11 protein-coding genes and 1 pseudogene are annotated in these 12,146 nt (G+C 74.9%); 8 read left to right on the plus strand and 4 right to left on the minus strand.

Translation table 11 applies throughout. The annotated features are described in order from the left end of the window. The 8 genes and pseudogenes from MUU72_RS21530 to MUU72_RS21565 form a co-directional block, all read left to right on the plus strand. Nucleotides 1-1,066 (plus strand): CapA family protein (locus tag MUU72_RS21530; protein ID WP_248014983.1); only part of this gene is annotated, 1,066 nt, incomplete at its 5' end. A gap of 125 nt (nt 1,067-1,191) precedes the next feature. Beyond that, entirely contained in the window at nt 1,192-1,812 is a 621-nt protein-coding gene (locus tag MUU72_RS21535) for a TetR/AcrR family transcriptional regulator (protein WP_248014984.1), read from the plus strand. A gap of 336 nt (nt 1,813-2,148) precedes the next feature. Further along, nucleotides 2,149-3,378, plus strand: coding sequence for a cytochrome P450 (locus tag MUU72_RS21540; protein ID WP_248014985.1), 1,230 nt, complete (start codon nt 2,149-2,151; stop codon nt 3,376-3,378). A 140-nt stretch (nt 3,379-3,518) separates the two neighbouring features. Continuing rightward, nucleotides 3,519-3,713, plus strand: a complete 195-nt coding sequence (locus MUU72_RS21545; RefSeq protein ID WP_018542928.1) for a ferredoxin — start codon at nt 3,519-3,521, stop codon at nt 3,711-3,713. Beyond that, nucleotides 3,710-5,029 (plus strand): NAD(P)/FAD-dependent oxidoreductase, encoded by a 1,320-nt coding sequence (locus MUU72_RS21550; RefSeq protein WP_248014986.1) that lies wholly within the window; start codon nt 3,710-3,712, stop codon nt 5,027-5,029. The genes MUU72_RS21545 and MUU72_RS21550 overlap by 4 nt, the downstream gene beginning before the upstream one ends. Nucleotides 5,030-5,104: 75 nt before the next feature. Beyond that, nucleotides 5,105-7,609, plus strand: coding sequence for an excinuclease ABC subunit UvrA (locus MUU72_RS21555; RefSeq protein ID WP_248014987.1), 2,505 nt, complete (start codon nt 5,105-5,107; stop codon nt 7,607-7,609). An 81-nt stretch (nt 7,610-7,690) separates the two neighbouring features. Next, nucleotides 7,691-7,903, plus strand: a complete 213-nt coding sequence (locus MUU72_RS21560) for an EF-hand domain-containing protein (RefSeq protein WP_248014988.1) — start codon at nt 7,691-7,693, stop codon at nt 7,901-7,903. Between the two features lie 304 nt (nt 7,904-8,207). Beyond that, nucleotides 8,208-8,896 (plus strand): annotated as a pseudogene (locus MUU72_RS21565) (helix-turn-helix domain-containing protein); the annotation flags it as partial. Between the two features lie 150 nt (nt 8,897-9,046). On the opposite strand, the gene MUU72_RS21570 reads toward MUU72_RS21565, so the two are convergent. The 4 genes from MUU72_RS21570 to MUU72_RS21585 all read right to left on the minus strand — a co-directional run bounded on the left by MUU72_RS21570 (nt 9,047) and on the right by MUU72_RS21585 (nt 12,139). Then, entirely contained in the window at nt 9,047-10,486 is a 1,440-nt protein-coding gene (locus MUU72_RS21570; protein WP_248014989.1) for an amino acid permease, read from the minus strand. A gap of 121 nt (nt 10,487-10,607) precedes the next feature. Beyond that, the gene (locus MUU72_RS21575) at nt 10,608-10,823 is read right to left on the minus strand and encodes a dodecin (RefSeq protein WP_248014990.1); all 216 of its coding nucleotides are present in this window, start codon (nt 10,821-10,823) and stop codon (nt 10,608-10,610) included. Nucleotides 10,824-10,906: 83 nt separating this feature from the next. Then, nucleotides 10,907-11,368 carry a universal stress protein gene (locus MUU72_RS21580; protein ID WP_248014991.1) on the minus strand — a complete coding sequence of 154 codons (462 nt, stop codon included), beginning with the start codon at nt 11,366-11,368 and terminating at the stop codon, nt 10,907-10,909. Between the two features lie 36 nt (nt 11,369-11,404). Then, nucleotides 11,405-12,139, minus strand: a complete 735-nt coding sequence (locus MUU72_RS21585; protein ID WP_248014992.1) for a PAS domain-containing protein — start codon at nt 12,137-12,139, stop codon at nt 11,405-11,407. Nucleotides 12,140-12,146: the final 7 nt, after the last annotated feature.

Raw genomic sequence — 12,146 nt, forward strand, 5'->3', positions numbered from 1 at the left:
CACCCCGCCCCACCGGGCCACCGCCCACCGGGCCACCGCGCCCCCCGCCCGCCCGTTCACCCTGATCGCCTCCGGCGACGTCCTCCCCACGCACCCCGAGGTGCTCGACACCGCGCAGGACGACGCCCCGGTGGACGGCGGCTACGACTTCCGGCCGATGCTCCGCGGCGTCCGGCCGCTGATCTCCCGCGCCGGCCTCGCCCTCTGCCACCTCCAGGCGCCGCTCGGCCCGCTGGACGGCCCGTTCACCGGCTACCCCGCCCTCCAGGCGCCGCCGCAGATCGCCGCCGCCCTCAAGGCGACCGGCTTCGACTCCTGCGCCACCGCCTCCCACCACGCCCTGGACCAGGGCGCCGACGGCGTCCGCCGCACCCTGGACGCGCTGGACACGGTCGGCCTCCGGCACGCCGGCACCGCCCGCGACGCCGCCGAGGCCGCCCGCCCGGCCCTGCTGCGCGCCCCCGGCGGCGCCCTGGTCGCCCACCTCGCGTACGCCGACGGCACCGACGGCGCCCGGCCCCCGGAGGACGCCCCCTGGTCGGTCAGCCCGCTCGACCCGGCGCGGATCCTCGCCGACGCCCGGGCGGCCCGCCGCGCCGGCGCCGACGTGGTGGTCGTCAGCGCCTCCTGGGGCGCCGAGTACCGCACCGCCCCGGATGCCCGGCAGCTCCACCTGGCCCGCACCCTCACCGCCGCCCGCACCGGCGGCCGCCCCGCCGTCGACCTCATCCTCGGCGGTGGCCGCGCGCACACCCCCCAGCCGTTCGAGCGGCTGCACGGCGTCTGGGTCGTCTACGGCCTCGGTGATCAACTCGCCGGGGTGATGCGCCGGGAGCGCGGGGACTGGGGGACGGCCGCGCGGTTCCGGTTCCTGCCGCCCGCCCGGCCCGGCGGGCGGTGGCGGGTCGGCCGGGCCGAGTACGTGCCGCTGCTGACCGAGACCGGCCCGCCCCTGCGCGTCCTCGACCTGGGCCGCACCTCCGGGTACGCGGACGTCCGGGCGGGCATCGACCGGGCCGTGCTCAGCCGCGGCGCGGCCGAGGACGGGCTGGTGCGGGGGCGCTGACCGGCGGCCGCCGCGGGCGGACCGCGGTCCTCCGGTGCGGTCCGCCGCCGCGGTGTGAAACCCTTGTGGGGGAGTACGACCCCGCCGACCACCGGATCGGCCAGGCAGGAAAGGACCGGAGGGCAGTGAGCGAGAGTGCGGCCGTCCGGCCCCGCAACCCGCGCGGACAGGGCGAGCGCCTGCGGGAGGAGCTCCTGCGGGCGACCGAGCGCCTCCTGGAGGAGGTCGGCAGCGAGGACGCGCTGTCGTTGCGCGCGGTGGCCCGCGAGGCCGGTGTCGCCGCGCCGAGCATCTACCGGCACTTCGCCGACAAGACCGAGCTGGTCTGGGCGACGCTGGAGGTCAGCTACGAGCGGCTGGCGCACGCCATGACCGACGCCGCCGGGGAGGCCGACGAGGACGACCCGGTGGCCCGGCTGCGCGCCCAGCTCCGCGCCTACTGCCACTACGCCATCACGCACCCGGCCAACTACCGGCTGCTGTACGAGACCCGGCAGAGCCCGGTCGACCCGGAGCGGCTCGCCGGGCACCCGGCCGGGCTGCTGGTGCGCAGCTGGCACCACGCGCTGACCGCCTGCGAGGAGGCCGGCTGGCGGGTGCGCGGCTCGCGCGCCGAGGCGCCGTACCTCCTGTGGTCGGCGGTGCACGGCCGGGTGATGATCTGGCAGGTCATGCCGAGCCGCAAGGACTCCAGCCGGCTGGACCGCTTCGTGGACGAGATCCTCCAGCTGCTGCTGGAGCGCTGAGCCGCCGCTGTTCCCCTGCTGACTCCGCGCTGATTTCCCGCTGACTCCGCGCGCCCCGGGCGGGCGCGGACGCGATCCGGGCTTCCCCGGGGCCCCGGCCGTTCCGACGGCCGGGGCCCTGCGCGTGCCCGCCGTCCTTCCCTCTTCCCTCCCTGCCCTCCTGCTTCCGCTCCTCCTGCTTCCTTCCTCCCCCTCCCGTGCCTCCTGTGTTCCTTCGGTCACTTTCCGGGCGGAGGGCCGGGGGGTTTACCCGCTCATTACGCATGTAAGTTTACGCTTGTTAGGCGAAGGATCGACTCATGGCGCACACCCACCGGTGTGCGCGCGAGGAGCGAGATGACCGACATGATCGACACGACAGTTCCCGCCGCCCCGGGGCCGCTGCCCGTCCAGCCCCCGGCCGGCTGCCCCTTCGACCCCCCTGCCGAGTTCGGCGCCCTGCGCACCGAGGAGCCGATCTCCCCGATCTCGCTCCCCGACGGCAGCCGGGCCTGGCTGGCGACCCGCTATGCCGACATCCGCGCGATCCTCGGCGACACCCGCTTCAGCTCCGACACCACCGTCCCCGGCTATCCGCTCAGCGGCATGACCGGTGGGGGGAACACCGCGAACCGCGGCTTCATCCGGATGGACCCGCCCGAGCACACCCGGCTGCGCCGGATGGTCACGCGGGAGTTCATGGTCAAGCGCGTCGAGGCGCTGCGCCCGGAGATCCAGCGCCTGACCGACGAGCTGTGCGACGCGATGGAGCGCCGGGCCGGCGAGCCGGTCGACCTGGTCGAGGCGCTCGCCCTGCCCGTCCCCTCCCTCGTGATCAGCCTGCTGCTCGGCGTCCCGTACGAGGACCACGACGTCTTCCAGCGGCTCACCGGCAAGCTGCTCTCCCGCACCATCGCCGAGGACGCGCGCGAGTCCGCCCGGGTCGAGCTGCGCGACTACCTCGACGCGCTGGTGACCGCCAAGGAGAAGGAGCCGGGCGACGACATCCTCGGCCGGCTGATCACCGAGCAGCAGCGCACCGGCGAGATCACCCATGACGACGTGGCCGCCTTCGCCGCCCTGCTGCTCGTCGCCGGGCACGAGACGACCGCCAACATGATCGGCCTCAGCGCCCTGACCCTGATGCGCGACCCGGAGACCGCCGAGCAGCTGCGGCAGGACCCCTCCCTGATCCGCGGCGCCGTCGAGGAGCTGCTGCGCTTCCACAGCATCATCCGCAACGGCCCGCGCCGGGTCGCCACCGCCGACATCGAGATCGGCGGGCAGCTCATCAAGGCCGGTGAGGGCGTGGTGGTCGCGGTCCCGTCCGCCAACCGCGACGAGACCGTCTTCGCCGACCCCGACCGCCTCGACGTCCGCCGGGCCAACGCCCAGCACCACGTCGCCTTCGGCTACGGCATCCACCAGTGCCTCGGCCAGGCCCTGGCCCGGGTCGAGCTCCAGGTCGTCATAGCCACCCTGCTGCGGCGCTTCCCCACGATGCGGCCCGCCGTGCCCGTCGAGGAGATCCCGTTCCGCACGGACATGGCCATCTACGGCTGCCACTCCCTGCCCGTCACCTGGTGACCCGGGCCGCCGGTCCGGAGGCCGGGCCGCCCGCGGCGGTCCGGTTCCCCCGGGCCGCCCGCACCGTACCACCCGTACGGCATGATCCACAGCGGAACCACCCGTACGGACGCCCTTCGCACACCTACGGAGCCACCACCATGAAGATCACCCTTGACGCCGACAAGTGCTGTGCCGCCGGCCAGTGCGTGCTGATCGCCCCCGAGGTCTTCGACCAGCGGGACGAGGACGGCGTGGTCGTCCTCCTCGACGCCGAGCCGCCCGCCGGGCAGCACGCCGCGGTCCGCGAGGCGGCCGCCATCTGCCCGGCAGCCGTCATCGAGGTCCAGGAATGACCGACCGCCCGATCGCCGTGGTCGGGGCCTCGGCCGCCGGTATCACCGCCGCCGAGGCCCTGCGCCGGGCCGGCTGGACCGGCCCGCTGACCCTGATCGGCGACGAACCCCACCTCCCGTACGACCGGCCGCCGCTGTCCAAGCAGCTGCTGCACGGCGCCTGGGAGCCGGAGCGGCTGCTGCTGCGCACCGCCGAGCAGCTCGACCCGCTCGGCCTCGACCTGCGGCTCGGCACCCGGGCCACCGGCCTCGACGTCGCCACCCGCACCCTCACCCTGGCCGGCGGGGAGCGCCTGGCCTGCGCCGGTGTGATCGTCGCGACCGGGGTGGCGGCCCGCACCCTGCCCGCCGCCGACGGCCTCGCCGGGGTCTTCACCCTGCGCACCCTGGACGACGCCCTGGCCCTGCGGGGCGATCTGGCCGGCGGCCCCCGCCGCCTGGTCGTGGTCGGCAACGGCGTCCTCGGCTGCGAGGCCGCCGCGGTGGCCAGGGAGCTCGGCCACGACGTCACCCTCGTCGGCCGGGAGCCGGTGCCGATGGCCGCCGCGGTCGGTCGCGGGATCGGGGAGCTGCTCGCCGAGGAGCACCGGGCCCGCGGTGTCCGGCTGCTCACCGCGGAGGTGGCCGGGTTCGAGGTCGCCGCCGGTAGTGCCGTCGGTGTTGCCGCCGACCGGACGGCCGCCCAGGGCGCGCCGCCCCGGGTCAGCGGCGTCCGGCTGGCCGGCGGCGAGCTGCTGCCTGCCGATCTGGTGCTGCTCGCCATCGGCTCCGCGCCCGCGGTCGGCTGGCTGACCGACCCGGCCCTGGACATCACCGACGGCCTGCGCTGCGACACCTACTGCGCCGCCGCCCCCGGCATCTACGCCGCGGGCGACGTGGCCCGCTGGGAGCACCCGGAGCACGGCCGCCCGCTCCGCTTCGAGCACCGGATGAACGCCACCGAGCAGGCCATGGCCGCCGCCCGCAACCTCGTCGCCGAACTCGCCGCCGAGGGCGCCCTGCCGGGTGGCGCCGAGGGCGCACCGCCCCCGGAGCGCCGGCCGTTCGCCCCGGTGCCGTACTTCTGGTCCGACCAGTACGCCCTCAAGCTCCAGGCGTACGGTCTGACCACCGGCGCCGACGAGGTGGAGACCACCGTCCTGGACCGCGCCGCCCGCCGCGCCGTGGCCCTCTTCGGCCGGGACGGCCGGGCCGTCGGGGTGCTCGCCTGCGGCCTGCCGCCGCGTCAGATACGGGCCCTGCGCGCCGTGGTCGCCGGCCCCGGCCCGTGGGAGGAGGCCCGCGCCGCGGTCCGCGCCGCCACCGCCGCCGCGTAACGGACGTGCCCCGGGGGCTCCCGCCCGCGGGGCACCCCCAACGGCCCGCGGGGAGGCGTCGCCGATGATGGAGGCATGACCGACTCCTACGTCCGGGTGCGCGGCGCCCGGGAGCACAACCTCCGCGGTATCGATGTGGACATCCCGAGGGACGCCCTGGTCGCGTTCACCGGGGTGTCCGGATCGGGCAAGTCCTCCCTGGCCTTCGGCACCCTGTACGCCGAGGCGCAGCGCCGCTACTTCGAGTCGGTCGCCCCGTACGCCCGGCGCCTGATCCACCAGGTCGGCGCGCCCCGGGTGGAGGAGATCACCGGGCTGCCGCCGGCCGTCGCGCTGGAGCAGCGGCGCTCCGCGCCCACCTCCCGCTCCTCGGTCGGCACGGTCACCACCCTCTCCAACACCCTGCGGATGCTGTTCTCCCGCGCGGGCGACTATCCCGAAGGCAGCACCGGGCGGCTGGACTCCGACGCGTTCTCGCCCAACACCGCCGCCGGCGCCTGCCCGGAGTGCCACGGACTGGGCACCGTCCACCGGGTCACCGAGGACTCCCTCGTCCCCGACCCCGCGCTCTCCATCCGCGACGGCGCCATCGCCGCCTGGCCCGGTGCCTGGCAGGGCAAGAACCTCCGCGACATCCTCGCCGCCCTCGGCCACGACATCGACCGCCCCTGGCGCGACCTCCCGGCGGCCGACCGCGCGTGGATCCTGTTCACCGACGAGCAGCCGGTCGTCACCGTCCACCCGGTCCGCGAGGCCGGCCGCATCCAACGGCCCTACAAGGGCCAGTACATGAGCGCCCGGCGCTACGTCCTGCACACCTTCGCCGATTCGCGCAGCGAGACGCTGCGCAAGCGGGTCCGGGCCTTCCTGACCGCCGAGCCCTGCCCGGCGTGCGACGGCCGGCGGCTGCGCCCCGAGGCGCTGGCCGTCACCTTCGAGGGCCGGGACATCGCCGCCCTCACCGCCCTGCCGCTGACCTCCCTCGCCGCCGTGCTGCGCCGCACCGCCGCCCGCCCCGGCGACGACCCCGCCCCCACCCTCGCCCGCGACCTGCTCGCCCGCATCGAGGTCCTCACCGAACTCGGCCTGGGCTACCTCAGCATGGACCGGCCCGCCCCCACCCTCTCCGCCGGCGAACTCCAGCGCCTCCGCCTCGCCACCCAGCTGCGCTCCGGCCTGTTCGGCGTGGTCTACGTGCTGGACGAGCCGTCCGCCGGGCTGCACCCCGCCGACACCGAGGCCCTGCTCACCGTCCTGCGCCGCCTCAAGGACGCCGGCAACACCCTCTTCGTCGTCGAGCACGACATGGACGTGGTCCGGCACGCCGACTGGCTCGTCGACATCGGCCCGCGCGCCGGGGAGCACGGCGGCCGGGTGGTGCACAGCGGCCCGGTCGCCGCCCTCGCCGGCGCCGAGGGGTCCGCCACCCGCCGCTTCCTCTTCACCCCCGCCCCGCCCCCCGCCCGCACCCCGCGCACCCCCACCGGCACCCTCACCCTGCGCGGCGTCACCCTGCACAACCTCCGCGACCTCGACGCGGCGTTCCCGCTCGGGGTCTTCACCGCCGTCACCGGCGTCTCCGGATCCGGGAAGTCCACCCTGGTCAGCCGGGTTCTCGCGGAAACCGTCCGGGACCACCTGGCCGCTGATGGCCGCCCGGACACCGGCGGCCCGGACACCGGCGGCCCGGACGAAGGAGGCCCGGACACCGGCCCCGACACCGACGACGACACCGCACCGGCCGCCCGCGCCCGCCTCACCGCCGCCGAGGGGCTGGCGGCCGTCGACCGGCTGGTCCGCGTCGACCAGCGGCCCATCGGCCGCACCCCGCGCTCCAACCTCGCCACCTACACCGGCCTGTTCGACGCCGTCCGCAAGGTCTTCGCCGCCACCGACGAGGCCCGCGCCCGCGGCTACCGAGCCGGCCGGTTCTCCTTCAACGTCCCGGCCGGCCGCTGCCCGGCCTGCCAGGGCGAGGGCTTCGTCGCCGTCGAACTCCTCTTCCTGCCCGGCACCTACGCGCCCTGCGCCGAGTGCCGCGGCGCCCGCTACAACCCCGAGACCTTGGAGATCACCTACCGCGGACGCACCATCGCCGACGTGCTCGGCCTCACCGTCGACGACGCCGCGGAGTTCCTCGCCGACGTCCCCGCCGCCGCCCGCAGCCTGCGCACCCTCCAGGACGTCGGCCTGGGCTACCTCCGGCTCGGGCAGCCCGCCACCGAACTCTCCGGCGGCGAGGCCCAGCGCATCAAACTCGCCGCCGAACTCCAGCGCACCCGCCGCGGACACACCCTCTACCTCCTCGACGAACCCACCACCGGCCTGCACCCCGCCGACACCGAGGTGCTGCTGCGCCAGCTGCACGGCCTGGTCGACGCCGGCCACACCGTCGTGGTCGTCGAGCACGACATGGCCGTGGTGGCCGGCGCCGACCACGTCATCGACCTCGGTCCGGGCGGCGGCGCCGAGGGCGGCCGGATCGTCGCCGCGGGCACCCCCGCCGAGGTCGCCGCGGCCCCCGGCAGCCGCACCGCGCCCTATCTCGCCCGCCGCGGCCCCCACCCGGCCGCGTCCTGAGGGTCCGCTACTGTACGCGGGTTGGTTCACCCCGCGGTCGGGCACGCGACCGGGCCGCGGCACGACGAAGGAGCACCACCCGTGGCAGACATAGAGCAGGCCAGGGCCGCGTTCGCACGGTTCGACGCGGACGGCGACGGCCGGGTCACGCCGGACGAGTTCAAGCGCGCCATGGCCGAGATGGGCGACCCGCTGGTCACCGGCCCGATGGCCGAGGCGGTCATCAACGCCCGGGACACCGACGGCGACGGCCTGATGTCCTTCGACGAGTTCTGGCACTCGATCCAGGGCTGAGCCCCACCGGCCCCCGGGCCACGGGTCCCGCGGCCGGACCGGCACCCCGCCGGCCGGGCCGCGGTGGTTTCCGCGCCCGCCGCGCTCAGGTCACCGTGCCCGGCCGGCACGCGCGGCCATCAACCGGCGTATCGCCTCGTCGGCCTCGACACGACACCTTCAGTGACCATGGCAAGGAGGACGCGGACCGTCGCTGACAACGCGCGCACAAAATAGGCGCCCGCCCCATACCCTGACAGGGTCGAGCTGTTCAGAAAGGGGCAAGGCCATGACCGATGCCGCCCCGTACCCGTACACAGCACCCATGGCGTTCGGGCAGAGAATGCAGATTCTGCGGCAGCGGCGCGGTATGACACGGGACGTGCTCGCGGGGCTGGTGGGCATGTCGACATCGTGGGTGAAGCGGGTCGAGAACGGCCAGTTGCAGCCTCCCCGTCCGGACCTGATGCTCCGCATCGCCGAGGCGCTGCGGGTCCGTGACCTCTCCGAACTCACAGGGCGCACCAACGGCATGCGCGTTGACCTCTTCACTGGCCCCGGCCACCCCCGACTCGCCGCTGTGCGGGATGCCATCGATCGGTTCCCTCTCGCTGCCGACCAACCGGCACCCCCAGGTGAGCACATCCGGGCCAGGCTCCAACACGCCTGGGCGGCGCGGCATTCCGCCCCGCATCACCGAGAGGTGGTGGGCGCGCTGCTCCCTGGCCTCATGGGAGACGCTCAACTCGCAGCTCGCCAAGCGGATTCGGGGCCGGTGCGGCGTGCGGCTCAGCCACCCTGTCGGAAATTTACAGCCTGGCCCAGTTCTTCCTGGCCTACCAACCGGAGCCGGCGTTGCTGTGGAGGGTGGCAGAGCGGGGCATAGTGGCCGCTCAGGAGTCGGAGGACCCGCACACGATCGGCGTCGCCGCGTGGCTCACCGCGCAGGCTCACCGCGACGCCGGCCCCTCGCACTTCGATGCCGCAGACGCGGTGACCTCCTCGGCTCTCCGAAGGCCGACAACGCTGTCGGAGCGGGTCATGCCTGGCGGCGAATGACGGGGCGTCAAGGGCGCGCGGCGGGTGGCCGGCCGTCCCTGGACGGGAACCGGCCAGGCGTCAGGGCGGGGCGGCGCGGTGCGCCGGTGGGGCTCGCGCCGGCCCTCACCCCTCGCGTCGCGCCGGCCCCTCCGCCGTGGCCAGGGCCGACCGGCGGTACGAGTACGAGAAGTAGACGACCAGGCCGACCAGGAACCAGACCGCGAACCGGACCCAGGTCTGCCAGGCCAGGAAGGTGACCAGCCACAGCGAGAAGCACACGCCGAGCGCCGGGACCACCGGCATGCCCGGGGTGCGGAACGTCCGCGGCAGCTCCGGCCGCTTGTAGCGGAGCACGATCACCGAGACGCAGACCACCACGAAGGCCAGCAGGATGCCGATGTTGGTGAGTTCGGCGGCCTCGCCGATCGGCAGGAACCCGGCGATCAGCGCGGCGGCGGCCCCCACGATCCAGGTCACCCGCACCGGGACGTGGCGGGTGGCGCTGGTCTTGGCGAACCACCGCGGCAGCAGCCCGTCCCGGCTCATCGAGAACCACACCCGGGTCACGCCCAGCATGAAGGTGAACATCACGGTCAGGATGCCGATGATCGCGCCGACCGCGATCACATCGGCCAGCGCGTCCAGCCCCACCGACTTGAACGCGCTGGAGAAGCCGCTCTTTGGGTCGATGTCCCGGTAGTCCTGCATCCCTGTCAGCACCAGGCAGGCCAGCACGTACAGCACCATCGAGATGGCCAGCGAGTACAGGATCGCCCGGGGCATGTGGCGCTGGGCGTCCCGGGACTCCTCGGCCGCGGTGCTCATCGCGTCGTAGCCGAAGACGGCGAAGAAGACCGTGGCCGCGCCGGTGAACGCGCCGCTCACGCCGAACGGGAAGAACGGCCGGTAGTGGGCGGTGTCGATGTGGAAGAAGCCGACGCCGACGACGACCAGCACCACCAGGACCTTCAGCCCCACCACCAGCGTCTCGAAGCGGGCCGCGTTCTTGATGCCCAGGGTCAGCAGATAGGCGATCAGCAGGCAGAGCGCCGCCGCGATGAGGTCCACCCGGTGCCCGGGGCCGGTACCGGGCGCGCCGAGCATCCAGGCGGGCAGGTGCACGCCCAGCTCCCCCAGGAGGAAGGCGAAGTAGCCGGAGATGCCGATCGCCACCACCGCCACGATCGCGGTGTACTCCAGCAGCAGGTCCCATCCGATGAACCAGCCGGCCAGTTCACCGAGCACCGCGTAGCCGTAGGTGTAGGCCGAACCGGCCTTCGGGATCAGCCCGGCGAACTCCGCGTACGAGAAGGCCGCCGCGGCGCTGGCCACACCGGCGATGAGGAAGGACACCAGGACCGCCGGGCCGGCCTTCCCGTTGGCGACCGTGCCGGCCAGCGTGAAGATGCCGGCGCCGATGATGCCGCCGACACCGATCGCGGTCAGCTGCCACAGGCCCAGTTCCCGGGTGAGCTGCTGGCCGGCGGCGCCCTCCGGCTGCTCGATGTGCTCGATGGGCTTCCGGCGCCAGACGCCCTCACCGGCGCGCAGCAGGCGTGCCATGGATGATCCCTCCGTACGCTCGGTACGCAACCGTCGTGGTCCGACGGCGGATCATCATGGACCGCGGGCCGCGCCGGGCGAAGGCGGCGCGGCGGCGGGGAGCCAATCGGCCCCCGGGGCGTCAGCCCGCGTCCTCCAGCCGGAAGCCGACCTTCAGACCGACCTGGATGTGGTCGACCTCGCCGTCGACGATGTTGCCGCGCACCTGGGTCACCTCGAACCAGTCGAGGTTGCGCAGCGTGTCCGAGGCGCGCTTGAGGCCGTTGCGGATCGCGGCGTCCACACTCTGCTGGGACGTCCCCACGATCTCGGTCACCCGGTACGTGTGGTCGCTCACGGTGGTCTCCCTCGCCGGGGCGGCGCTCCGCCCGTCCACCCTCCACCGTGCCTCAGCCCGGCCCGCGCCACCAGCGGAGCCGGCTACGGCACCACCGTCACCGGCCACCGCCCGGCCTTCACCAGGCGCACCGCGACCGAGCCCAGGATGCGGTGCCCGGCGGACTCCGAGGCGCCGACCACCACCGCGTCCGCCTTCAGCTCGTCGGCCATCTGCACCATGCCGTTGTACGGGTCGCCGCGCAGGGTGTGGAACTCCCACCGCAGCCGGAATATCCCTTCGAGCCGCTCGGTGGCCTTGCGGATCTCGGCCATCAGCTCCTCGGCCACCTCGCCGGTGGTGTCCATCACCGGCGCGCCCATCGCCGCCCCGGTCGCCAGCACCGGCTGGACGTAGACCATCACCAGCTTCGACCCCTGGCGGCGGGCCAGGCCGGCCGCGTAGGCCGCGGCGCGCCACGACGAGTCGGAGCCGTCGATCCCGACGACGATGACTTTCGGGCCGTCCGTTCCGCGCTCGAACTGCGCGGCTGCGTTGTCCTCCACACCAGCGAGGTTATCCGCACCTCGGTGCGCGCGGGTTCAGGGGCCGGTCGGCCCGCCGGGGCCGGGGGCCGCGGGCGCCGGCGGCCAGCGATCCGCGGCGAGCACCCCCAGCACGTACGCCTTGGCGACCAGCGCGGTCCGGCCCTGGACGCGCCAGCGGCGGGACAGCCGGGTGAGGTGGTAGTTCACCCCGTCGACGGTCAGGCCCAGCGCGCCGCCGATCGCCGCGGTGGTCGCGCCGCCGGCCGCCAGGGCCAGGATCCGGGCCTCCACCGGGCTGGCGGGGGGCGGGACCGGCGGCGCGGCGGGCGCCGCACCGGTGTCCTGGCGCAGCAGGGCCAGCAGCGCCGGCGGGGAGGCGGACGGGTCGCCGACCGGATCGATCGTCAGCTCGCCGGTCCGCTCCGGCTCCCCGGGCGCGGTCCGCCAGCGCACCTCGACCGGATAGCGGGAGCGGCGGCCCAGCCGCAGCGCCTCCATGATCCGGGCGATCTGGGCCGGGTCCCGGGGCCGGAACCGGTCCAGCAGATTCCGGCCGCGCAGCTGCCCGGGGACGGCGCCCCACTGCGCCGCCATCGCCGGATTCGCGATCAGCACCTCGCCGTCCGCCCGGCACACCGCGACCGGCACCGGCATCCGGTCCAGCAGCATCAGGAAGTAGTCGCGGTACGGGCTGACCGCGCACTGCCCCGGCAGGCCCGCCGGCCCCGCCCGCCCCGGGTCCCCGTCCGCGCCGCCGCCCGGCGCACCGCCGTCCGCCGCCCTGCCCATCGCCCCG

This window comes from Streptomyces rhizoryzae, from assembly GCF_023155275.1.
Classification (GTDB): Bacteria; Actinomycetota; Actinomycetes; order Streptomycetales; family Streptomycetaceae; genus Streptomyces; species Streptomyces rhizoryzae.

Bases quoted from the DNA above. Each gene is read 5' to 3' on its own strand.
- MUU72_RS21570 (WP_248014989.1), bottom strand. From the start codon at position 10,486: ATGGCACGCCTGCTGCGCGCCGGTGAGGGCGTCTGGCGCCGGAAGCCC.
- MUU72_RS21585 (WP_248014992.1), bottom strand. From the start codon at position 12,139: ATGGGCAGGGCGGCGGACGGCGGTGCGCCGGGCGGCGGCGCGGACGGG.
- MUU72_RS21555 (WP_248014987.1), top strand. From the start codon at position 5,105: ATGACCGACTCCTACGTCCGGGTGCGCGGCGCCCGGGAGCACAACCTC.
- MUU72_RS21540 (WP_248014985.1), top strand. From the start codon at position 2,149: ATGACCGACATGATCGACACGACAGTTCCCGCCGCCCCGGGGCCGCTG.
- MUU72_RS21550 (WP_248014986.1), top strand. From the start codon at position 3,710: ATGACCGACCGCCCGATCGCCGTGGTCGGGGCCTCGGCCGCCGGTATC.
- MUU72_RS21545 (WP_018542928.1), top strand. From the start codon at position 3,519: ATGAAGATCACCCTTGACGCCGACAAGTGCTGTGCCGCCGGCCAGTGC.